At 65.6% G+C, this 21,975-nt stretch carries 23 protein-coding genes; 10 read left to right on the top strand and 13 right to left on the bottom strand.

Going from position 1 to position 21,975, the window contains the following annotated elements; all coding sequences use genetic code 11:
• Window positions 1-349: 349 nt before the first annotated feature.
• Both ACYVIP_RS21845 and ACYVIP_RS21840 read left to right on the top strand, forming a co-directional pair.
• Window positions 350-1,039 (top strand): helix-turn-helix transcriptional regulator, encoded by a 690-nt coding sequence (locus ACYVIP_RS21845; protein ID WP_460399170.1) that lies wholly within the window; start codon window positions 350-352, stop codon window positions 1,037-1,039.
• A 77-nt stretch (window positions 1,040-1,116) separates the two neighbouring features.
• A complete protein-coding gene (locus ACYVIP_RS21840) occupies window positions 1,117-2,145 on the top strand; it encodes a transcriptional regulator (RefSeq protein WP_460399168.1) in 1,029 nt (342 codons plus the stop codon).
• Here ACYVIP_RS21840 and ACYVIP_RS21835 read toward each other — a convergent pair.
• Window positions 2,134-2,484: a signal peptidase I gene (locus ACYVIP_RS21835; RefSeq protein WP_460399166.1), complete on the bottom strand. Its 351-nt coding sequence runs from the start codon at window positions 2,482-2,484 to the stop codon at window positions 2,134-2,136. The genes ACYVIP_RS21840 and ACYVIP_RS21835 overlap by 12 nt on opposite strands.
• Window positions 2,484-3,590 (bottom strand): transcriptional regulator, encoded by a 1,107-nt coding sequence (locus ACYVIP_RS21830; RefSeq protein ID WP_460399164.1) that lies wholly within the window; start codon window positions 3,588-3,590, stop codon window positions 2,484-2,486. Before ACYVIP_RS21830 ends, ACYVIP_RS21835 begins: the two co-directional genes overlap by 1 nt.
• Before the next feature lie 27 nt (window positions 3,591-3,617).
• Between ACYVIP_RS21830 and ACYVIP_RS21825 the strand changes: the two genes are divergently transcribed.
• On the top strand, window positions 3,618-5,165 hold the full coding sequence (locus tag ACYVIP_RS21825) for a recombinase family protein (protein WP_460399162.1): 1,548 nt from the start codon (window positions 3,618-3,620) through the stop codon (window positions 5,163-5,165).
• Window positions 5,166-5,240: 75 nt separating this feature from the next.
• On the opposite strand, the gene ACYVIP_RS21820 is transcribed toward ACYVIP_RS21825, so the two are convergent.
• From ACYVIP_RS21820 to ACYVIP_RS21805, 4 genes are all read right to left on the bottom strand, one after another.
• Window positions 5,241-6,293: a tyrosine-type recombinase/integrase gene (locus ACYVIP_RS21820; RefSeq protein WP_460399160.1), complete on the bottom strand. Its 1,053-nt coding sequence runs from the start codon at window positions 6,291-6,293 to the stop codon at window positions 5,241-5,243.
• Window positions 6,286-6,732 (bottom strand): hypothetical protein, encoded by a 447-nt coding sequence (locus ACYVIP_RS21815; RefSeq protein WP_460399158.1) that lies wholly within the window; start codon window positions 6,730-6,732, stop codon window positions 6,286-6,288. Before ACYVIP_RS21815 ends, ACYVIP_RS21820 begins: the two co-directional genes overlap by 8 nt.
• Window positions 6,729-7,937 (bottom strand): MFS transporter, encoded by a 1,209-nt coding sequence (locus tag ACYVIP_RS21810; protein WP_460399156.1) that lies wholly within the window; start codon window positions 7,935-7,937, stop codon window positions 6,729-6,731. Before ACYVIP_RS21810 ends, ACYVIP_RS21815 begins: the two co-directional genes overlap by 4 nt.
• A 70-nt stretch (window positions 7,938-8,007) precedes the next feature.
• A complete protein-coding gene (locus ACYVIP_RS21805) occupies window positions 8,008-8,553 on the bottom strand; it encodes a hypothetical protein (protein WP_460399154.1) in 546 nt (181 codons plus the stop codon).
• A 21-nt stretch (window positions 8,554-8,574) separates the two neighbouring features.
• Here ACYVIP_RS21805 and ACYVIP_RS21800 point away from each other — a divergent pair, with 21 nt between their 5' ends.
• The 5 genes from ACYVIP_RS21800 (at window position 8,575) to ACYVIP_RS21780 (ending at window position 12,482) form a co-directional block, all read left to right on the top strand.
• Window positions 8,575-8,847: a hypothetical protein gene (locus ACYVIP_RS21800; protein ID WP_460399152.1), complete on the top strand. Its 273-nt coding sequence runs from the start codon at window positions 8,575-8,577 to the stop codon at window positions 8,845-8,847.
• 536 nt (window positions 8,848-9,383) lie between these two features.
• A complete protein-coding gene (locus tag ACYVIP_RS21795; RefSeq protein ID WP_460399150.1) occupies window positions 9,384-9,590 on the top strand; it encodes a hypothetical protein in 207 nt (68 codons plus the stop codon).
• A 113-nt stretch (window positions 9,591-9,703) separates the two neighbouring features.
• A complete protein-coding gene (locus ACYVIP_RS21790) occupies window positions 9,704-10,519 on the top strand; it encodes an ABC transporter ATP-binding protein (protein WP_460399148.1) in 816 nt (271 codons plus the stop codon).
• Window positions 10,516-11,847 carry a hypothetical protein gene (locus ACYVIP_RS21785; protein ID WP_460399146.1) on the top strand — a complete coding sequence of 444 codons (1,332 nt, stop codon included), beginning with the start codon at window positions 10,516-10,518 and terminating at the stop codon, window positions 11,845-11,847. The genes ACYVIP_RS21790 and ACYVIP_RS21785 overlap by 4 nt, the downstream gene beginning before the upstream one ends.
• Window positions 11,844-12,482: a hypothetical protein gene (locus ACYVIP_RS21780; protein WP_460399144.1), complete on the top strand. Its 639-nt coding sequence runs from the start codon at window positions 11,844-11,846 to the stop codon at window positions 12,480-12,482. Before ACYVIP_RS21785 ends, ACYVIP_RS21780 begins: the two co-directional genes overlap by 4 nt.
• Window positions 12,483-12,498: 16 nt before the next feature.
• Here the strand turns inward: ACYVIP_RS21780 and ACYVIP_RS21775 are convergent, their stop codons facing one another.
• The 4 genes from ACYVIP_RS21775 to ACYVIP_RS21760 form a co-directional block, all read right to left on the bottom strand.
• Entirely contained in the window at window positions 12,499-13,269 is a 771-nt protein-coding gene (locus ACYVIP_RS21775) for a transposase family protein (protein ID WP_460399142.1), read from the bottom strand.
• 116 nt (window positions 13,270-13,385) lie between these two features.
• Complete coding sequence (locus ACYVIP_RS21770) at window positions 13,386-14,051, bottom strand: class I SAM-dependent methyltransferase (RefSeq protein ID WP_460399140.1); 666 nt, start codon at window positions 14,049-14,051, stop codon at window positions 13,386-13,388.
• Between the two features lie 435 nt (window positions 14,052-14,486).
• Window positions 14,487-14,909, bottom strand: coding sequence for a hypothetical protein (locus ACYVIP_RS21765; protein WP_431428799.1), 423 nt, complete (start codon window positions 14,907-14,909; stop codon window positions 14,487-14,489).
• 753 nt (window positions 14,910-15,662) lie between these two features.
• Window positions 15,663-16,139, bottom strand: a complete 477-nt coding sequence (locus ACYVIP_RS21760) for a helix-turn-helix domain-containing protein (RefSeq protein ID WP_460399138.1) — start codon at window positions 16,137-16,139, stop codon at window positions 15,663-15,665.
• A gap of 187 nt (window positions 16,140-16,326) precedes the next feature.
• Between ACYVIP_RS21760 and ACYVIP_RS21755 the strand changes: the two genes are divergently transcribed.
• Window positions 16,327-16,920 carry a hypothetical protein gene (locus ACYVIP_RS21755; protein ID WP_460399136.1) on the top strand — a complete coding sequence of 198 codons (594 nt, stop codon included), beginning with the start codon at window positions 16,327-16,329 and terminating at the stop codon, window positions 16,918-16,920.
• Window positions 16,913-18,109 carry an MAB_1171c family putative transporter gene (locus ACYVIP_RS21750; RefSeq protein WP_460399134.1) on the top strand — a complete coding sequence of 399 codons (1,197 nt, stop codon included), beginning with the start codon at window positions 16,913-16,915 and terminating at the stop codon, window positions 18,107-18,109. Before ACYVIP_RS21755 ends, ACYVIP_RS21750 begins: the two co-directional genes overlap by 8 nt.
• 756 nt (window positions 18,110-18,865) lie before the next feature.
• Here ACYVIP_RS21750 and ACYVIP_RS21745 read toward each other — a convergent pair.
• The 3 genes from ACYVIP_RS21745 to ACYVIP_RS21735 form a co-directional block, all read right to left on the bottom strand.
• Entirely contained in the window at window positions 18,866-19,705 is an 840-nt protein-coding gene (locus ACYVIP_RS21745; protein ID WP_460399132.1) for a GP88 family protein, read from the bottom strand.
• 243 nt (window positions 19,706-19,948) lie between these two features.
• Window positions 19,949-20,548, bottom strand: a complete 600-nt coding sequence (locus ACYVIP_RS21740; protein WP_460399130.1) for a hypothetical protein — start codon at window positions 20,546-20,548, stop codon at window positions 19,949-19,951.
• Window positions 20,549-20,623: 75 nt separating this feature from the next.
• Window positions 20,624-21,628 (bottom strand): conjugal transfer protein TraI, encoded by a 1,005-nt coding sequence (locus ACYVIP_RS21735; protein ID WP_460399191.1) that lies wholly within the window; start codon window positions 21,626-21,628, stop codon window positions 20,624-20,626.
• Window positions 21,629-21,975 lie beyond the last annotated feature (347 nt).

Raw genomic sequence — 21,975 nt, 5'->3', positions numbered from 1 at the left:
TAGCTAGCCCTCAGCGGAGTCAGGGCGGTACGGCTGTACACGGTCGAGCATTGCCACGAGATTCTTCAAGTCCTCGAGACGTCTGAGGATTTCGTCGAGACGCTCCTCAATGGCGTAGAGGTGTGCAGACAGGGCAGTGTCGTCCTGACCGGGGACACGGCGACTGGGGGCCGGGACGTTGTCCATGTGGTGGGGGTCTCCTGACTGGCAACGCGCGTGTTTGTGATCTGCGGTGACAGATGTGATTGACTTGAAATCATCGTGTCGTCAGCTTGGGATCAGCTCAATGGTCTCGACGTGACATGGACATGACTTCGTCGCGACACATGCAGGTGGGGAGGGCTTCGGGATGGCGGTGTATCGGACGCTGCTGGAGCAGAAGATCAAGGAGCGGCGCCAGACCTTCGAGGAGTTCGCTGAGTTCGCCGAGGTCTTCGCTCGGAAGAACGGGGAACTGGGCACTATCAGTGTGCGGCATCTTCTGCGGCTCGTTGCTGGTCGGGGGAGCGATGGCCAGCCTCTTGGTGCTGTTCGGCCGGCTACCGCGCGGTTGCTTGAGCGGATCTTCAGACTGAGCGTCGAGGAGTTGCTGTCGGCGCCGGTGGAGGTGGCTTCTCACGCGGCGGGGACGACTTCCAGACGGCGTGTCGAGTTGGCGGCTACTCGGAAGGGGGTTGGGCACACGCAGGAGAGTTTGGCCGAGGCACTGCACGTCGACCGGTCGACGGTGGTTCGGTGGGAGGCGGGTGGCCATGAGCCGCTGCCGTATCTGCGGCCGAAGATGGCTCGGCTTCTGGGTTGCTCAGCGAAGGAACTTGACGAGTTGATCAGGGGACCCGCGACCACTTCAGGCAGCCGGCAGCTCGGAGAGGAGTCGCTGGCGTCGCAGACTGAGTTGGTGGGGAGCTTGCCGAGTGGCTCTCGGATTCGACTCGGCGGAGGGTGGCTGCGCAGCTTGAGACGTGGGATCTCGGTGGTGTACGAGACCGGGGCGCCAGGCTGCGTAGCGTCGACCGGAGCCAGCTTGCGGGCGCGCTGACGGACTACTACCGCGGCGAGGCGATGCTTCACCGTGCGTATGTCGCGGACGTTGATGGCCGGCGAGTGTCTACCTCGGTGCTGACTCGGTCGGAGTGGTCCGAACTGGACTTGCCGCTGAACGCTGATACCGACCGGGTGGTGCTGGCCGACGTCGAGGCGGACAGTGGCGGTCGAGTCGCTCATGTAGACGACCGGCGCGCCGTGGAGCGGTTGGCCGAGGCTGCGGCGTTGGGTGTGCGGATGACCAACAAGCCGCTGTACCGGTTGATGGATGTCGACTTTCGCGGCGCCGTTGTCTCGGGGAGCGTGGCGTTGGCATCGTTCGGCGTCTATGCGCTGACGATGGACTTGCTGGAAGGCGAGATCTCTGATGCGCTGGCGGCTGGGAGACCTACGCGGCTAGGAGACCTGCCGCTGCGAGACCGATACCTGCCGGACCTGGCTTCTGTGCTTGACCTTCAGGGTCGGCTCTGTGCCGGGGGAGTCGTCGGGTTGTGCGCGATTGCTCGGCCTGCGGACCCCTACCGTGGTCCGGCTGATTACGCGCTACTTGTACAGGAGCGTTCCGGACAGGTTGTCAACGCTGCTGGGCGGTTGGCTGTGATTCCGAAGGGTTTCCATGAACCGTTGAACGACGCGCGTGCCGACGCACGGATCGGCGCGACGTTGCGACGTGAGATGGAGGAGGAGCTATTTGGGCGTGTCGAAGTGGACAGTACGTCCTCGGGTAACCGGGCTGCTGCCCCGATGCACCCTGGTCGATTGTCTGAGCCGATGCGGTGGCTTCTCGATGTGCCCGGTCGCCTGGTTACCGAGTGCACTGGATTCGGCCTGAACCTGGTGAGCGGCAACTACGAGTTCGCCGGCTTGCTTGTGATCGAGGACGAAGAGTTCTGGCCTCGGTTTGGCGGTCATATTGAGGCCAACTGGGAGTCCTCGGGACTGCAGATTTACTCCAGTTTGGACGGCGACCTGGTCAGCAAACTTGTGCACGACGAGTCGTGGAGTAATGAAGGGCTGTTTGCCTTCCTGCAGGGGATTCGGCGGCTGCGTGAGATCGGTGGAAGTCGCGTCAGGCTGCCGGAGGTCATTTCAGGTCGCTGATGGCCAGCGGACGGTCATCACCAGGGCGTCGGTCACGGCTTCCCACGAGTGGTCTATGCCCGGTCCCCACATGACGTAGTCGCCCTGGGTTGCGAGGACCTTGCTTCCTTCGGTGAGGTCCACTCGGAACTCGCCCTGAATCAGCACCAGGAGCGTGGTCCGCCGGTCGTCGGCCGTCCACTCGTGGCGCTTCTCGCCGGCCTCGTGGGTCGCCCACTTGACTTCGACATCCTTGCTGTGTCGTACGCCTTCTGCCGGGTCAATGAAGTGGCCGAGGAGCCAGCCGCGGTTGTCCTTTGTGTCCTCTGCGGCGTTGCCGTAGCACCAGTTCGCGGCCATCAGCGGATCTCCCATTCAATCGTCGGCGCGTTGACGCGACTTCCACCAACTTCGCTCAGCCTGCGGAAACCTTGCAACAGCGCGAACAGTCCCTCGTTGCTCCACGTGTTGTCTGCGGCCAGCTCGGTGAGCAAGTCGCGGTCCAGGCTGGAGTACTGGCGCAAGGAGGACGCTTCCCAGTTGGCTTCGATGTGGCCGCCGAAGCGGGTCCAGAACTCTTCGTCGTCGATGACGATGAGGCCGGGGAACTCGAAGTTGCCGCTCACCAGGTTGAGTCCGAATCCTGTGCATTCCATGCGGAGTTGGTCCGGATGGTCCATGAGCCATCGCATTGGTTCTGACAGACGGCTTGGATGCATTGGGTCGGCTCGGAGTTGCTGGCCGATTGTGCTGTCGATGTCGTCTCGGCCGAACAGTTCTTCTTCCATCTCTCGGCGGAGGGTCGCGCCGAGATGTGCGTCTGCTCGGTAGTCCGTCATGGGCTCGTGGAAGCCCTTCGGAATCACGGCCAGTCGCCGGGCTGCGTTGACGACATGGCCTGAGCGCTCCTGCACCAGCAGAACATAGTCGGCCGGGCCTCGGAACGGGTCGGCTGGCCTGGCGAAGGCGCAGAGCGCCAGCGTGCCGCCGGAGCAGAGGCGGTTGGACAGGTCGAGCACTGACGCTGTGTCGGGGAGGTAGAGATCGCGCAGCGGCAGTGAGCCGGCGGAGAGCGGTGAGTCGCCGGCGACTGTGTCGACCAGTTCGCCTTCTAGGAGGTCCATGGTCAGGGCGTACCGGACGAAGCGGGTGACCTCAGCCGTTCCTCTGATCATGCCCTTCCGCGGCTCGATGCCGACGAGCCGGTACAGGGGACCGTCAGTGAGCCGGATGTTCAGGGCGAGGGTCTCGGCCAGGCGTTGAGCCGCTCGGCCGGCGGCCCGGTCGTCGAGCGACATGTCGAGGTCCGCGGCCGTGTTCGTGACGGTGAGCCGGTCGCTTGGTGGCATCAGTGAACAGTCGAGGTCGAGCCAGTCGGGGTGCGTGAGGATGCTTGTCAGGGACTCTCCGGCGGCGTACTGGCCATACCCGCCGGTCCGGTCGCCGTAGTAGCCAACGCGCGGCATGTCGTCGAGCCGCGTGGCGGAGAGATCGTGGCCGACTTCTTCGACATCGGGTTCTCGCGGTCGGTGCCGTGGGAACGCCGACCGGAGTCGTCGCGGCTGCTGGCCGAGCTGAAGCGGCCAGACCGCGGCTGGTCGGGCGTTGTGGTCGGGGAGGGCACCCGGTGTTGGTACGGCAACCAGTTCTCATTGATCGCGCCCAAGTTCGAGGCGTACGGAGTTGACCTGTGGGTGCCGGAGTTGGGCGGCAAGTATGACCCGCGCAACCCTTCGCACAAGATGCTCATGAGCCAACTCGGCGCGATGAGCGAGTCAGAACGCCAGCACGTACAGGCCAGGGTCCGGGCAGCCATGGATGCCCAAGTGGTGAACGAGGGACGTCACCAGGGCGGCCGGGCACCGTATGGGTACTTGACTATCGATGGTGGGCCGCACCCAAATCCGCGCAAGGCGGTAGAGGGCTACCGGCTGAGGATTCTGGCCCTCGACGAGGAGGCGGCGGAGGTCGTGCGGCGGATCTTCGCCGAGTATCTCGCCGGTCGTGGTGACCGCGCGATTGCCAACGGCCTGAACCGGGACGGCATCCCGTGCCCCTCGGCGCGGCGGCCAGAGCAGAACTCGCACCGGCTCGCGGACGGGTGGCAGGGGAGCACCGTGCGGTCCATTTTGGAGAACCCGCGCTACACGGGTTATGCGGTGTTCGGTCGTTGGACCAAGCACGAGGCGTTGTTGGACCCGGACGATGTGGCGGCAGGGCATGTGGTGCGGTTCCGTCGGTCCACACCGGACCGCGTCGTGCGGTCACGGCGTTCGGCGCACCCGGCGATCATCTCCGTCGAAGACTTCACAAAGGTGCAGCTTCTCCGGCGCTCGAAGGGAGCGGCCGGGCTGTCGTCGGCACGGAAGACCGAACGCAGCGCGCGGTCGGTGACGAAGCTGTACCTGTTCCGGGGGCGCATTCGGTGCGACGTGTGCAAGCGGAAGATGGAGGGCAGTCCGCGCAAACACGCGATGTACTACCGCTGTCCCGCGCGGACACTCGCGCCGGGTTCCCCAGTGCTGGCCGAGCATCCGGCGGCCGTGTACCTCCGTGAGGACACGATCCGGGACGCGGTGAACATCTGGCTCCACGGTCTGTTCCACCGGGACAACGTGGATCGCACGGTCGCGGCGTTGGTGGCGTCCCAGGAGGGAGCCGACCGGCGACATACAGGTGGGGAGGCTGCGAAGAAGCGGTTCGTGGACGCCGAGGCGCGGATACGTAAGTTCCAAGCCGCCATCACTGCTGGCGTCGACCCGAACGCGCTCGTCGAGGTGATCAACGCCGCGCAGGCCGAGCGGGAAGCGGCGCAAGCGGAGATCAACAACACGTCCGTGCCGGATGTGATGGATGCTGCCGAGGTCTACGCGCGGATCGACTCGTTCGGCGATGTGCCAAGGAAGCTGAGTGACGCCGGAGGAGAAGGGCTCGCAGAGCTGTACACCGGGCTTGACCTGGGGGTTCTTTACGAGCCAGACACATCGATCGCTGAGGTTTCGATGCGGGTGAATAGTGTGCGTGTCCGAGGGGGGACTTGAACCCCCACGCCAGGGAAACTTCCCGATTTCCGGGAAATTTCCATGATTCGACCATAGCAGATCAATGGAGGACCGCTACGGCAGGGTAGAGCTGTGATGCGTTCGCGGTAGTGCGAGTGGGTGCGGCTCGCGGGTGAGGGCGGCAAGGGCGGTAGCGACGTCGTGAATGCCGGCCTGGACGTATGTGGCAGTAGTCCCGACACCGCCGCTGTTGTTCACGTGTCCGGCGTAGGCTCTAGCGATGGCGTAGCTGAAGTTGCGTTCGACCCACGTGAGCGTGGTGTAGCGCAGCCAGTGTGTCGTGACCTGTTGTGCGTCCACCCAACGAAGGTGTCTGCCGAGGCGCTCCCAGAGATGGTCGTAACGGCGTCGTGTCAGAGGATTGCCGTTCCGGTACCGAAGAATTCGGTCGCCATGTGACGCGCCTCGTTGCTCGCCGTGGCATAGGAGACTTTGCATCAGTGTCGGCGAGACGGGTTGCCAGCGTGTGGTTCCGCCCTTTTCGTGAAGTTGTACCAGGCATTGGTCGACGTCAAGATCGTAAGGTGTTTGTAGCGCCAGGGCCCCACCGCGGCGTGCTGCCGTTTCTTCGTGGAACCGCAGCAGCAGACTGTCCAACTCGGGGTCGTTGCCTGTCTGTCCGGCGGTGCGATGGATCTCGTCGAGCCTGTCGGCGGGGAGTGCGAACCGCCCACTGGGCATCCGTGGAGGTTTCCGTACCTTGAGTGCCGGGTTCTGGTGGGCCTCGATGATCCCGTCGTCGGTTGCATGTTGATAGATGCAGCGTAGCGCCGCGATGAGAAGTTCAACAGCTCCGCGTCCGTTGCGTGCGTTTCGACGTATCACCACGTTCTGGCGCGTTACCTCCGCCAGCTGTTTGATCATCGATGGAGTCGGTGTGGTCAGTTCGAGGTCGCGCCAGTGTGTGACGATCCTGTTCCAGTACGGCCCATATGTTCCTCGAGTTGCGTCACTGACCGAAGTCGCAACGATGGGCACATATGCTCCGAATGTGGGAACCTGTTTTTGTGGATTTCTGGCATGGGATAACGCGGCTGGATTGATCCCAAGTTGGTCGAGGATCAGGCGTACAACGTCCAGCTCGGGGGCTTTGTCATTCTTAGTCATGAACGTCACTTTGGTGATAGAGGGTCATCATCTTGTCCAGTACAGCTGGTGGGTGCGCCATGATGAGGTTGAACTGTGGGGCTGCGGCGAGTAGCAGACCATCGCCGGTTTTCAAGCCGCACGCGCGTCTCGCGGCAACCGGCACGAGAAGTGCACGTCTTCTAGCGACGGAAACAGCTCCATATGGATCGTTTCGAAGAATTATGATGCTGTTCTCCACGCGGATTTCTACCCGATCTCCTGGGAGCCAGCCAAGGGTATCGAGGAGTTGCGCCGCCGGCACCTTGCCGGAATCGTCAATGCGACTCATGGCGTACCGCAGTGACCCGTCTGCAGACGCTGCAAGGCGTGCCGCTGCCAAAGGCAGCGGTTCGATGCCATCGTCACGATGTTGATTCGTAAAGACGAGACCGGAGAGAACGTGTTCGGCCGCACTCATTGCGACCTGCCCGACTGATCGCGATTGAGAATGCGAGTTTCGACCATTTTCGGCGAGGGCACATTCGAGGTTCGGCCAGTCTGCACGACGACGAGAAGTGCGGCCACGCAGAGGAGTCCTGAGATCGGCGCGAGCAGGTCAATGCCGAGCGCTGATATTACCGTGCCACCTACGAGTCCCCCTAGGCCCATGCCGAGGTAGAAGGAGGAGCCGAGTAGAGGAAGTAGGTTGTCGGCTTCTTCGGGGGAGTGCTGGACGAGGTGGGTGCTGAGCGCCGGGTTGAGTGACCAGAACGCGCATCCCCACACAGTGAGCGTCGCCGTGGAGCCAGGTATCGTGGTCGCGGTTGCGGGGAGCGCGGCTAGTCCTGCCGCGCAGAGTCCAATCGCGACGAGAAGAACTCGTTGTGGTCCGTATCTGTCCGTGGCGCGTCCGCCGAGGAAGTTGCCGACGACGGCTCCGGCGCCGTGCAGAACCAGCAATGCGGTGGTGGTGTCGCTTCCCGCGTCGGCGGTGTGGTGCAGGAGCGTGCTGATGTACGTGTACACCGCGAATGATGAGAGGGAGGCGAGGAGCGCTGCGACGAGGACTCCGCGCACGTGTCGATTGATCCGCGCGAGGCGGCGGGGCGAGCCGGGCCGTTGTTCCGGCCCGGCGCGGGGCACGACGAGACGAATGATTAGTCCGCCGAGTGCGCACAGTGCCGCAACCATCAAGAAGGTGCCCTGGTAGCCGAAGGGCGTGCTCAGCGCCATGACGCAGGGAACACCGACGAGGAGCGCGAGGGCGAGTCCGCCGAAGACGATGGCGATGGCTCGTGCGCGCCGCTCTGGGGTGTTGAGGTACGCGGCCAGGGACGCCGCAATGGCGGTGTAGACGGCGGTGCCGAGGCCGGTGACGGCGCGTGCGAGGAAGAGCAGTGGCACATTGGGGACTACCGCCGCCAAGACGTTGCCCGTCGCGGTGACTGCGAGCGCCGTCACGAGGAGCCGTCGCCGGTCCCACCGTCGGGTAGCGATGGTGAGGATGGGGCCGGCGATCGCGCAGGTGACCGCGAAGACGGTGAGTAGTTGCCCGGCCAGGGCGGGAGTTGTGTGCAGGTGCGTGCTAATCGTGGGGAGAAGTCCGGTGATGCTGTACCCGCTGGTGCCGATTGCGAGGGTGCCCAGACCCAATGGGTAGGTCCGTGGCGATACCGCGGTCATCACGCACAACCGATCGTCACGGGCCGGCTGCGCTGGGGCACCGTCCGCTCGTTGTTGGCGTTCGCGTGAGTCATCGCTCGTGACTCATCCGGCCGTAGTTGGTTTGCTTAGAATCGGGGTCCCCGACTCCGCTCCGGCTTGTCGCTCGACGCAATTGTGCTTCGTGCGCCGCGTGAGCGGCCAGGATCAGCGAGTTGGGTGTACGCATCCTCGGCATGACAGGGAACAACACGTCGCAGACATCGTCGTGGGTGTCGAAGCCCGTGCCGAGCAGCCAGACTTGTTGGGGGAGACTGGTTCCGCGGCGGATGGCGTAGATGTCGCCGTTGCGGCGAATGTGTCCGATCTGCCACGGTCCGGGCAGCGCGACCTCGTCATCGTGGTCGTTGTATCCCTGTCGTTCGTCGTCGCCGTCGCGGCGCCAGCCCAGTCCGAACGTCTCGATGCCAGCGATTGTGCGGCCGCCCCAGTCGGCCGTTGTCGCTCGGCGCGGGTCGGCGTCGAGGAACTGCTCGACGTCAATGAACAGGACCACGCTGGCGGGTACGCGGGAATCGCGTTGCCATCCGTCGGCGGCGTCGCGGAGGTCGCCGTCGGGTGGCTGGAGGTCGATCACGAATCGTCGAAGCAGCGCGGCGTGGGTGCGGATGGTGGCTGCGGCGTTGTCACGCTGGGCGTCGAGGTTGGCCGCGAGGCGCTGGAGACGTCGTTCCAGCCGCAGAAGATCGTTCCCAGGGGCTGTGGACAGACCGGTGCCCCCGGAGTCGAGAAGCCAGTCGGCGACCGGTTCGGGGACCGGGGCTCGGCGGTGACCGATCTCGAGGATCAGGGTGTCGTCGGTGGTGTGGTGCCACAGCGGCTGCGTACTCGATGTCACAGAACTCTCCCCCTGTTCAACGCGCCGCCGTAGGCGGGCACGGTGTCGTCCGAGCCTTGGCTCATCACCGACCTGACAGGCGACGCATCACCTGCCAAAATGCCAAGGTTATCTCTCTTTCTCCGACTCCAACATGCGGTCTTGGCGGCATAATGTCAAGAAACCACCACAGTTGATCATGTTTTGCTCTTGTGTGTGCGGTCTGTGGTCCCGTACCGTTCCGTGTGGCTCGCCGGTCCTGGTGAGCTGTCCCGGGTAGGAGGGGCTGCCCGTCGCATCAGTCGGGGTTCTCATCGCTCGGGAGCGTGGATCCGCCGTGTTTAGGGAGGAATTACGGCATGGGTAAACGTCGTTTCGTGACGGGGTTGCTGATGGCGGGGGCCATCGCTTCAGGTGGTGTGGCGATGGCGTCGCCCGCCTGGGCGGAGCCGGCCGGCGCGACCGGGGGGACGTCGACCTCATCGGCGTCGGAGGTGTCGCCGATGGCGTGTTCGCTGCATGCGAATCCCCCGCGTTCGTCGGGGAGCAGGCTCAGCGGCTACGGCTCACGTTGGGGATGCGGTGACACCGTGACCTACTTCTGGGTCCGGGTCTACAAGCACATTGCCTGGTGGCCGGACGCGGAGCGGGCGGTGCGGGGCGCCACTTATTGGCGCAACGGCGGCCTGACCGCGTACGGCACCTGCAACGGGCGGGGTGACTACTACACCCACGTGTCCACGGCGACGGGGGTGAGCGGCGACTCGCGCGAGTCGTCCCGCCGGACCATCTGCTAGCCCCGGGTACATCGGTTCGCGACAAGTGATATCGGTGCTGTCTCCGCGCCGAGGGTGAGAGCCCCGGCCGGAGACAGCACCGTGTCGGGAAGGCGTTGACGAGAGGTGGGGGTATGGAAATCACGGTGAACGGCGTGAGTTACGCCTACGGGCGTCGGCACGTGCTGCATGAGGTTGACTGGGTACTGCGGCCCGGTGTCACGGGGCTGCTCGGTGAGAATGGTGCGGGCAAGACCACGCTGCTGACAGTACTCATTGGACTGCTACGACCCGCCAAAGGAGTCGTGACTGTCCACAACAGGCCGTCTGCGCGTTCGCTGCGGGTGCTCGGCGACGACGGGGACGCCAGTGGGAACGTCAGTGCGGATGTCGGTGCTGATCTTGACGGGAATGTGCGGTTCGGGTTCGTGCCACAACGGTTTTCCTTACCCGGCCACATGCGTGTGGTCGATGTCGTGGCATACACCGCGTGGGTCAACGGCGTGCCGCCTCGGGAATGCGAGTCAGCCGCGTATGACGCTGTGCGGTCTGTTGCGTTGGGGGACAAGGCGAAGGATCGGGTTCGGTCGTTGTCCGGTGGGCAGCGTCAGCGTCTGGGGATCGCGGCCGGACTGGCACACGATCCGGATGTGCTGGTGCTCGACGAGCCGACCGTGGGCCTCGACCCAGGCCAGCGGTCGCGGGTCCGCGACCTGATCGCCGAGATCGGACAAACCCGCACGGTCGTCCTGTCCACCCACCTACTCGACGACGTGTCCTACCTCTGCCAACGGGTCGGCGTCCTCGCGGGGGGCCGACTGGTGTTCGACGGCACCGTGAACGACCTTGAGCGCCAGGGCGGCACCGAGGAACGGCGAACGGACGGGCGGCGGTCACCCATCGAACGCGGATACGAACGACTGCTCGACAACGTGGGGGGCATCGAATGAGTGTGCACACGCGGGTGCGGAAATCGTGGTGGCCGCTCGGGCCGACGGCGGTGGTGGCACCGTCCGTGGCGATCGTCGCCGTGGTGCTGGTGATGACCTGGCCGATGCTGGGATGGCCGTACCCGTTGTGGGTCCAGACCAGCGCCCAGTTCCACCAGCAGTTCACCTGGGCCGGCCTGATCGCCGGGACCGCGGCATGCTGGTACGCCACCCAGCTCCATCCAGCTGACCGGATCTGGGTCCAGCCACGGGCGCCTCGGCTGGGCGTACCAATCGTGACCCGGCACCTGACGGTGCTCGTGACCTGGTATGTCGGCGCCTACCTGCTAGCCCTGATACCGCTCGTGGTCGCGACGCTTACGCACGGGGGAATCGGCGCGCCGGACCCGCTGGCGATGCTGTCCGGTGTCCTGGCGATGGCGGCGGCGGTGCTGCTCGGCTACGCCCTGGGCACCGTCGTCCCGGCCATGGTGATGGTGCCGATCACTGCGGCCGCGTTCTACGCGCTGCTGGTCGTCGGGCACGCCGGCGGCGACAACTACGCGGTCGTCGCCCCGGTCTTGCACCTGGAGCCGGAGCTGGGGCAGCGGGAATCGCCGGCGCTGGTCGTGTTCCGGATCGCAGTGTTCGTCGCGGTCTCCGTCGCGGCGGCCAGCTTGGCAACCCGGTGTCTGCGTCGCCTGGCCACGGGTGGGTCACAGGCATGGCGGCGCCTCGCGGACGCGGCGATGTACGTCTCCGTGCCCGTGGTGCTCATCGTGGTGTCGCTGGTTCAGCGCCCGGCGCTGTTCGCCGTCGACGAGCAACCGGCCGCGGTGTGTGAGACACAGCGAGGAATCCGGTACTGCGTCAACGTCGAGCACCAGCCGCGGCTCGCGGCGCTGATCGACACCGTCGATCCGATCCTCGCCCGGTACGGCGCTACACCCGATGACCTGGTGACACAGATCTGGGACCAGTCCCTGGCCTTCGGTCCGATCGACGTTGACATCGCCCGGACGCTGCAGATCGCCTGGCTCGACCCCGATGGTGTCATCGAGACCGACATTCCCGGTGCGCTGGCCGGGATCTACAGCTGCACCCTCGGGCCCGGCACCGATGCCACGTCACCGGAACTCAGCGCCCACACCGGCGCTGGAGCCGACGAGCAGGCCCGAGAACTGGAGAACCTGCCAGGCGACATCTTGCGGTTCCTGACCGAGCCGACCGAGCCGCCGAGCGGGGCGTTCGCCGGCATGAGCGTGCCCGAGGTGCAACGGTGGCTCGCGCGACACCAGCAGCAGGTGCATACCTGCACACTCACCTCGGAGGAGCTGCCCCAGCCATGATCCCCAACGTGCGCCTGGTCCTCCACAGCCGTGCGGCCCACTGGGTCGCGGTCACGACGCTGGTCATGTGCGCGGTGGCCGCAGTGACCGGCCCCCGCTCGCTGGAGATCGACCTCTCCGCCCGGTTCCCACCCACGAAGCTGCCGGTGGTCGAGCTGTGCACCATCCTGTCCGCCACGCTCCTGGCGATCCTGATGCGTCCACGGCTGTGGGAGTGGGACCGCATCGCGGCCGGCGGTCACCGCCCAACCCGGCCAAGGGCGGTGGCCGCAGTCGCCGCCGGTGCCGGCATCATGCTGCCGGTCTTGTGTGTTCCCGCAGTGGTCCCATGGCTGCCCGCCGAGACGTCCTGGGGCTGGGTGCTGGCCAATGCGCTGATCATGAGCGCGACGGTCCAACTGCTCACTCCGTTGCTCAGCCCACTGGCCGCCGGTGGCCTCGCCGTCCTGGCCTGGCTCAGCTGCGGCCTGGTCCTGAACCTGGCACCACAGGTGTGGTTGCCCGTCTCCACCCACCGGGACCCCGACGGCAACTGGACCCTGGTCACCGTGCTCACCATCGCCGCGATCGTGCTGCACGCCCGAACCTGCGGACGCACCGCCGGGGCCCACCGCGTCTTCGGCAAGGAACAGTGAGCCTTTGCCAACCTGATCATGCGCTGGCGATCATGAGGGTCTGAACTGCGGCGATGAGCCGGTGGGCGGTGTTCGGGCTGGAGCGGATCTTCCGCAGGACCCGCCAGTTCTTCAGCTCGGCGTTGGCCCGCTCGCCGGGTCCACGGCGGCGGGCGTGGGCGGTGTTGACGTCCTTCTGGTTCCGGGACAGGCGCCGGTAGCGGCCGGTGCCCAGATCCTTCCGACGGCGCCGCTGCGGAACCGCGACCGTCGGGCCGGCGCCCTGATAGGCGGTGTCGGCTGCCGCGGGGATCTCGTGGGTGGCCAGCGCGTCGATGATCCCGTGCTCACGGGCAGCGCCCATGTCATGTCTCGCGCCGGGCAGCGGCGGCGAGATCCACACCAGCCGGCCGATCGGGTCGGCGACGACCTGCACGTTCAGCCCGTGGGCCTTGTGCTTGCCGGAGTAGAAGGCCCGGTCATAGCCCGATGTCATGCCTACCCGGTCGATGCGCAGCAGGGTGCCGTCGAGGATCACGAACGCCTTGCGGCGGGCGACCTCGATCGCGAGCAGTTCGAGCGCCTCACGGATGTACCGGTACACCGTCGAGGTCCCGATGCGGAAGCCGCAGGCCAGGTCGGCGTAGGTCTCGCCCTTACGCAGGTGCGCGACCACGAGCAGCGCCTGCCGGCCGGGCGAGAGCTTCCGCCACCGGGTTCGGCGCTGGTTGCGCTGCGCTCGCAGCGCATCGGAGAGCACGCCGAGGGCGCGGCTGGACACGGTCATCCCGGACGGGTAGGACAGCACGTTGAAGCTCCTGGTGGGACGTGTTGATCTAGGCAATCGCCCGTCTACCAGGAGATTCACCCATTCGAGGTCACGCCACGCTGCACACCGCTGACTGCCCGCCCAGGTCGGCAAATTCATTCGTTACTTCTGGCGTCATGGCGCGCCAGCAGGTATCCGGCGGGCGGCTTGCCTGGCGCCGGAGCAACGATTCGCAGGCGTCCGAGCTCGGCGAAGTCGTGCTCGCGCAGTCGGTCGGCGAGCGCGTCGAGGGTCCACAGATACGCCGGTGAGGCTCTGTGGTCGTACGGGACCCAACCGTTGGTGTCTGCGGTGTCGGTGATCTGCACACCGATCAGCAGGGGTCCGCCCGGCTCTACCACTCGGGCGAACTCGGTCAGGACGCGCGGAAGCAGGTCCGGCGGCGTGTGGATCAACGAGAAGTGCGCCAGGATGCCCGCGATCGACTCGTCCCCTGCGTCGAGATGGAGCATAGAACCGACCTCGTAGCGCAGGTCGGGACGATACCGGCGGGCGATCGCGACCATGGCCGGTGACAGATCGATCCCGTAAGCCCGGATACCGGCTCGATCCAGGTGATCGGTCCACTGTCCGGGACCGCAACCCGCATCGACCACAGCACCCACCGACCCACCGGCGCGGACGAGGTCGGCGAAGGCGTTGATCATCCCTGCTGACAGCGCATCGATGACTTGGTCGCCCTGTCGCACCATGTCGTCGTACAACTCGGCGACCTCGTCGTAGTCTCGGCGGGTCCGATCCAACGCTTCGTTCTCACTCACCCGCCGGACTCTAGGGAACAGGTCAAACGTAGGAGTATCGGACACTCCAACCGCGAAGGCGACGCGATCGATCCGTCCGCCCAGGACGGTGGGCACCACCTTTACCACCGCCCCCACCAAGCTGTCCACGACGGCCGCAGCGCTGGCACATCCACTCCCGGGCCGCACGCCACGCGCACAACCGCTGGCCAGTCCCCTCACCAGGTTGGCAAAGGCTCAGTGAACCAGGAACGCCGATTCATCGTCGTGATCGTCACGGATCGGAGCGGTGCTTGATTTCCGTCGCCGTGTTTGGGAGACGGAGCCGATTCCTGGCCGGTGCCCGGAGGGGGGCGACAACCGCAACGGCCCTGCCCGCAGCCAAGTTACGGCCCCCGTGGCACTCGCCCCCTCCGTCTGTCGAGTCACCACCTTGTGCCTTCGGGCGGATGGTTCCTACTCCGCAGCTGTCCTCATCGCGGACGCGAGCATCCTCAGCAGCGGCGGGAGAGGCGGCTCATCATTGTGCGTCATCAGACCATTCGTACCGCGACGCAGCCACGGTGGACCACCGTCGCTCGTCCACCAGTCCGAGCAGGACCTCTGCTGTGGTGGGCAGAACGGGAATTCCTCGCCAACCGGTGCCTCACTGGTGGTCTCCTCGTCACCGGGAGCGCGCTCGAGCCTGTCCGCCGAGCCAAGGACTATCCGCTGGATCAAGGCCGGGGACAGATCCGGCAGGATCTTCCGCAACTCGCTGATGGCGTCGTCCTCCACCTGAGGCGACTCGTCGTTACACGGCCAGCCGGCGGCCGCCATGCCAGAGTTCCTGTTCTGCTTCCAGGCGAAGTCATCCGCCGCTGTCTCGTTACCCCCCACGTTGAACCCGTTCCCTCGCAAGTTGTCAGAGCCACTTGTCCGCGGGTGCGCGCATCATCAGGGACCACAGCCACGTCAACCCGCAAGATGGCTGACGTGGAGGGAGGGGAGTCCCCATGCACGACCCGCACTTCGTGGTTCAGGCGGGAGTTGCCACGCTCCGGCCCCGAACCTGGTCCGTGTCCGTCGTGTCCGAACCGGACCGAGTGATCCTTGTCTCGTAGATCACTCTTTCCGAGTGTATACATCTACGCACTGCCACCGCGCCCTCCTATTCGGACATACGCTGCCCCGGTATGTAATCTCCTGCTCACGGCCCGCATTCCGGCAGGTCACAGCGTTGGCGAAGTCCTGTTGACGGTCCGCATCGGACAGCTTTCGACACGGCTTCTACCCTGCTGCTGCATGTGATTCTCGCCACGCTTCGATGCGAAGCTCCCGTCATGGTCGACCCCGGTCCGGGTGCGGCGACGAGCCGCTGACGACGTCTTGTTATCCCTCGTTGACATGTTGTGACCAAGGATCACTTGTCGAACTAGCGTTCGAATGCTACACGTCAGGTCAACGGATGGGGAGTTCTACCTCGACCTATCCGACGAGGACCAGGGGGCGGACCGCCTCAGTTCCACGGCGAGCGTCATCCCTCGCGAGGCTGCACTGGAGGGTGGGGGCGGGGCTGGCGGTGGGTGGTCCGGGTGCCCCCGTTGGTCATGTTCGGGCCAGTGTCGCGCCCTGCGACTACCTGGCTCGTAGTCAGTATGGATCTCGGGGTGCCTTGTTGTCGGCCTCGCTCGTTCGACGCTTCGCGATCGCTCGAATGACTGTCGCGGCGGCGTCGACGTCGTCGGGTTCGAGCCGGGCGAGCATCTCCAGCGCCAACGCGCGCGTGTCGGGGTCTTGCAGTGCGATCGCGAGCTCGATCTGCTCGGCGATGTGTCGGGAACGTGCGTCGTCGAAGAAGAAAGCCGGACTGACATCAAAGAAGTCGGCAAGCGCTTCGAGAACGATCATCGTCGGGTTGTCCCGTGTTCCGGAACACAGCTGGGATATGTAGCCACGGTCGCATGGTCGTCCGGTGCTGCGGGCGACGGCATCGGCGACCTGGGCGTGGGTGAAACGTCGGCCGTCGTCGCGACGTATGCGATCGAGCAGGTAGTTCAGCTTCTCGGCGAGCGTGCGCGGTTGGTCAGGCGGATGGCCGAGTTCATGATCCCCAAACACAGCACGCATCCTTCCCCTTGTGGCGGCGTGCACCGGCTAGGGCCCCTCCGTGTGTCCTGGCTGGCAACCTAAAGCTGCTGGTTGACAGGATGTGACGCTCGTCTATGCTCCGAATGGTAACTGAAGTCAGCATAAATCTCGACCGGTCGATCAGCCTTGCCCGGTGGGCGATCCCACGGTTGGAGCGGGGGCAAGCGTGGCTGATCGGGGTGGTAACTGTGGTGTCGCTGTCGAGGTTGTCGATCGTCTTCCCATTCCGCGGCCGTTCACGCTGAGCCGCTTCGCCTGTGGGCTGAGTGAACGACGAGGCCGGACGATCGAGTTGGTGCCGGCACGGCTCGGCGCGTCGGCGCCGTGTGGTCTGTTGGTCAGCACGGACGATGTCGACTACGTCTGCTACGCGTCCAACACCAGCGCCATCCACCAGTTGCACATCGTCTTGCACGAGGTCGGCCACTTGGAACTCGGGCACACCAGCCGACGGATCATGATGGGGTCCGCAGCCCCGACCTCACCCCATGCGTCGCAGATCGAGCCTCCTGGCGACCCACTCCGCGCGTTCGAGGCGCTGCTCCCTCGTCTATCCCCGGCGCTCATTCGTCGGCTGCTCGGGCGTGCTGGATACCGCGACGCTGACGAGCGAGACGCGGAGCTGTACGCGACCTTGGCTGGGGAACGGATCAACCGTGTGATCGATCCGTCCGAAGGGCTGACGTCTCGCGATCGTCGAGTTGTCGGCCTCCAAACACTCTTCGATATCTCCCGGGTACCCGGGGACCTCGGTGCCTGAGGAGATCAGCTTCCCGGCCGCTGCCGTGGTTGCGGCGGCCGGCGTAGTCCGGTGGCACGCCATCAGGCCAGCCGCGCTCACCCACGCACAGCGGCACATGCTCATCGCCTTGTTCGCCATCGCTGCCGCACTGATGTTATCGACGCCGACCGCGCACACGGCCATCCAGCCGTTCACCGGCTTGCCTTACGCCGCTCGGCTCGCGGCCAACGGGCTGACCCTCGTCGCGGTGTTCAGCGTCATCGTGATGGTGGCCTGCGTGACCGCCGGCCCGGACCGCACCGCGACACTCAGGCGAAAACGCCGTCTTGCCATCGCGTTGCTGATCACCTTCGCGCTCATGACCCTGGGGTATGCGAGCTCCGATACCGCGTTCGACTCTCTGGCCGATCTGGACACTCAATATGTGGTGGCCCAGTTGGCGTATTGGGGATTTCTTGGCGCCTGCGTGGTGCGTTTCATCCGGTCGCTGTCCCGATATGTGACGCGCCATGATGTCCGGCCGCGGATGCGTGCGGCGATGTTCTTCATCGTCGCTGCGGCCGTGGTCGGCATCGTGTGGGTCGTGTTCAACGTCGGCGGTCTGGTGATCAGCTACATCACAGGTCAGCCGGTGAATCTTTTCGGAACGGTCTCCCATGGCCTGGCCGGCGCAGCGGCAGTCCTTATGGCGGCGGGCATGACGGTGCCGGTTGTCCCGGTGGGCTACCTACGCGTAGTTCGTCGCTATCGCGTCGCCCGCTTGCTTCGCAACCTCACCCCGATGTGGCGGGACCTCACAACCATCGTGCCGACCGTACAGTTGCGCCAGGCCGCTCTCGACGACGAACCCAGTGTCCTGCTGTACCGAAGAGTCATCGAGATCCGTGACGCCGAACTTCTTCTGTTGCCTTATGCCCCCGCAGGAATCCCCGATCTCGTTGCGTCGTCCTATCGTCATCGACGACGACCGGATCATGTGGCGGTTCGGTCCGAGGCCGTCGCCCTGTGCGTCGCGATCGACCGTTACCGCGTCAAAGCGCCACCGTTCCATCATTCCGCCACCGCCGATGACGAAGCTGCCGACGCGGCTGATCTCCTCTGGGAAGCACGCTGGTTGGTGCGTGTGCACCGCGCCATGCGGACCGACAAGGCTGTTCCGCGGCTTCGGCAACAAGCCATCGCGTTGTCCGAGCGCCTCGAATCGTGACCAGGACAGGACCTTGCTAAAACAGGCGTTGGTCGACCCGCCATCCGTGGGATGTCCTGGCCACGACGAGGGTTACGGCTGCAGGCTCGGTGGGGGCGAGGGCCGGTCCCGCCGCACAGGTTGTGTGCACAGACCCCGAGACCTGGACATTCGCGGCTGTTTTTGTACCGGAGGACTCCGGTGGCACGACGGCCGCGATGTCATCAACGGTGCTGGCGCAGCGGAGGCGGACGAAGTCGGCCCAGTCGGTGCCGGCGCCGCCATCGCGCAGTGTGGTGTTGCGGGCGTGCATGGAGTCGGTGACGTAGGGCCGTACGCGGTCGATCCATGCGGTGGGGCCGGAGTCGGTCCACGCGGCGCTTCGGTAGGCGGATAGCCAGCGGATAGCCACGGCCGGCGGTGTGTCGGCACCTGGCACGTCGGCCGGCGCGGATGGCTCCACGCTCGAGGGTGTCCGATGCGTGCTTCGGGCCGTGTCGGCGGGCTGGGGTGGACGGGGGTTCGCGTTCGTCGTCGGGATGTTCGTAGTACAGCCAGCCATCAGCGCCGTGGCGACCGCGACGGCGATGAGGCGATGTATTCGTCTGGTGTGCTGTCCGTTGGCGCATGGGTTAGTCCAGGCCGAGCGAAGCATCGGTGTGCACCTCCTGCGGTGTGGGACCACGGGTCGACGTCGGGTCGTCTCCTCGAGACTCGTGGCTGGGGTGATGGCGTCCTGGTGCTGACGAGCGGCCCAGTCGGGTGCCATACGACTGATCAGCCTGGTCGACGACCGTCGCAGTTGCTGGCGGCTCGGTGCCGGGCTGGATGTGGTTGGCCACCAGAGGTGGGCGCCTCCCGCCGTGTTCGGCTGCCGTGGTGGCGGGTGGCTCGTTCGACGTCGACCTCGGTTTGCCAGGACCGGAACGTGCGCCCGCCCTGCTTTTTCAGGAAGTGCGGAATCCGATTCGCCGGGACGCCCACCAGGCGCGGGCCGAGCACCGCGAGCAGATCGCTGGCTTCCTGTGACGCCCATCCCGCTGCGACGATCGCCGTCTCGTCGGGGAACACGTCGGCCACCCGGTCCACCGCCGGATCCAGTTCGTCGTCATCCACTCCGCCATAGGAGTAGACCCACAGGAAATTCGGCGGCGGTTTTGGCTCTACCAGTCGACGAAAGCGGCGTACCTCTTTCGTGTAGCAGTAGAAATTCACGTCCGGGCGAACGTGGCAGATACGTAGCCACGCCTGTAAATATTCGTCGGAAAAGAAATCGCCCGAGTCATGGATTCGGACCCAGCCGCCGTGGAACTTGGCGGCACCGAGTTCAGTGACCATGGCGGCCTCCCACCCTGCCAGATCGTCGAGGACGAACTCCAGATTCGCTTGGTGTTTGGCTCTCACAACCGGCCACGTGTAGGTGCCATGCCGGGCGTAACAGACCCAACGGCAGACGCCGGCCGAGGGACAAGTGTTGTAGGTTCGGCCGTCAGGCAGCCGACCTGCCCATGCGGGCAGCGACCAGTTCCACGCGCCGATCTGTTTCAGCTCGCGGTTCTGCGTGAGCAGTGGCGCACGACGCCTGCTGGTACCGGAATTTGCCTGAGTCGCGGACATGAGTATCCCCCCTGAACGAATTTCTTTGTGATAGGTAGAGACCGTGTGAAAATCAGCGCAATTTGGCGCGGCTGTGCTCCGTCGAGTTCAACGATCCGACAGCGTTGCGACTGATTGGTGTGCTCGATCGAGTCCACCGCACCGTCTTCGTCTGGCAGTGCAGCGCGGTGACATCGTCACGTCTCACTCCGATGCTGGAGCCCGCCCCTCACGCCCCCGGAACGTGAGTACGGTCGTTCCTGCTCATGAAACGGAGCCGCTGGTGGTCCTGCGCGAGGCTGGTGTGTCGATCGCGGTGAGCAGGTTGGTGAGTTCGGCGTTGACCGTGCGGCACATCGCGGCGACCGCGATCTTGGCGCAACTCGTGTCGGGAATGCCGGCGGTGTAGGTCGGATCCGGCAATACGTTCGGGTTCAAGGGAACCCGGATGGTCACGGTGCTCAGCACGGTGAGATGGTCGTTGTCGTGAGGATCGCGCCAACGAGGACTCCAGTTGTCCTGGACCCACCCGGACCACCGCGACGGCAGGCGGTGGGTGATTGGCGGCGCCGGGACGGCGATCTCGACCGCGAGCGCGGCACGGTAGTCGTCGTCCCAATGGACCTTGGTTTCCTGGACCCGGGGATGACTGACGACATAGCCGGGGGACATGATCGGCGGGGTGGCGATCAACCAGGCGGTGACCGCAAACTCGATCGGATCGGCTGTGGGTGGGCTGTCGGCTCCATTGTGGAAGAACAGTCGGCGTTTGTCCCTCAGGTAGGCGCCGTAGCGTGACTTCCGGTCGCTGGCCAGGTTCTGGTCCAGCTGGTCATTGATCTGGAATGCGTTATCCGACAGCATGTCTTCTCTCCAAGTGATTCGTTAGTGGTCATGCGCTTGGTTGCGATTGGCGGACTCGCGCCGTCGCGCGGGGTGTCATGGGCCGCGGCGGAGGATGTCGCGGACGGCGCGTGCGGTGTCCATGGCTCCGCCGAGTGCTTTGTGGACCTGGTTGGCGGACGGGTTCGGTGGCAGGTGTCCAGTTCGGATCAGAGCGGTCGCCTTCGCGAGTGCTGCGGCTACACGCTCCTGGGCCCGCTGGTCAACCTCTGACGTCGCGTTCCCGATGTCGTCTTCGGTTGCGTTGTCGGGTTGTGTGCTCTCGACAGGCCCGGTGGTCGGGGCGCGGGGAGAGACGTTGTCGATCGCGACCCACAGCAGTGGGAGGACGGTGACCACGCACACCGCGACGATCGGGCCGAGCATGTGAATGATCAGCTGATCGAACCGGAAGGGGCTGGCGACGCCGGGGAGGTGTCGCCAGGTGTTCATCAACAACGTCGCGGATAGGAACAGCCACTCGACGCGCCTCACGGCCGGTGCGGCGAGGGTTTGTCCTCGGGAGGCGAGGAAGGCGCGGGCGATGACGATGGTGAGCAGCGCCAGGGATACGAAGGGTTCGACGCCCCAGGCGAACCACCATTGCGTGCTGAACCGAGGGGCTGTGCCGGCAGCGAAGGACTGCACGCCCGCGGTTGACCACCCCAAGGCGATCAGCAGGGCGGTCAACCCGGTCACGGTGACGACCCGCCGGGCACGGACCGCTGCCAGCGCGGCGAACGCCGGGTTCTGCCGCAGCTGGACCAGCTTGACAGCCTCGGCGCCGCGGCGGATGGTGCGCAGCACGCGCGGGGTGTGTGCGGAGACCAACACGGGGGAGTCTTGAAGCGCGGCGAGATGTCGGGCCTCGGCCACCTCGCCGGCGAGTCTCCGCACGCGCCGGGTCCGCCCATTGCGTTCCAGGACCGCGGGTTCGGGCGAGGGCGGCGGGTCTGCGGAGTCCGGGTTTGTGGCGGCGGGTGCTTGGGCGGCGAGATAGTTCTCGATCTCGGCCAGGTCGAACTCGGGGAGGTCATCGGGCATGCCCTGGGCGACCGTCATGGCGCTACCGCCTGCGCACGGGACGGGGCGCCCTCGACCAGGTCGGCGGTGTGTCCGGTGGCGGCCGACGTGTCGCGCCTGCGGACTCGGGGCCACGAGGGTGGTCCCATCGGTGGTTGCTCCCTCGAGCACCACCTACCCTCTGGGGTTTGCGGGCTGGGATTCCCGTGGCCGTCCGCGGCGCGTTGGGGTCTGGTCGGCCGTTCATGGTGGGGTATCACCGTTCACACCTCCTTCCTGGTCGAGGGCGGTCGGGAGCGGCGCGGGTCCTCGGCGGGGGTTGACGCGAGAGACCCGGTGCCACTCGCGGGTGGGTCCGTCACCGACGCACGATGCAGCGCGTGTTG

This window comes from Actinophytocola sediminis, from assembly GCF_054779715.1.
Note: the sequence above shows the minus strand (reverse complement) of the source record. Positions and strands in the feature narration are given on the sequence as shown.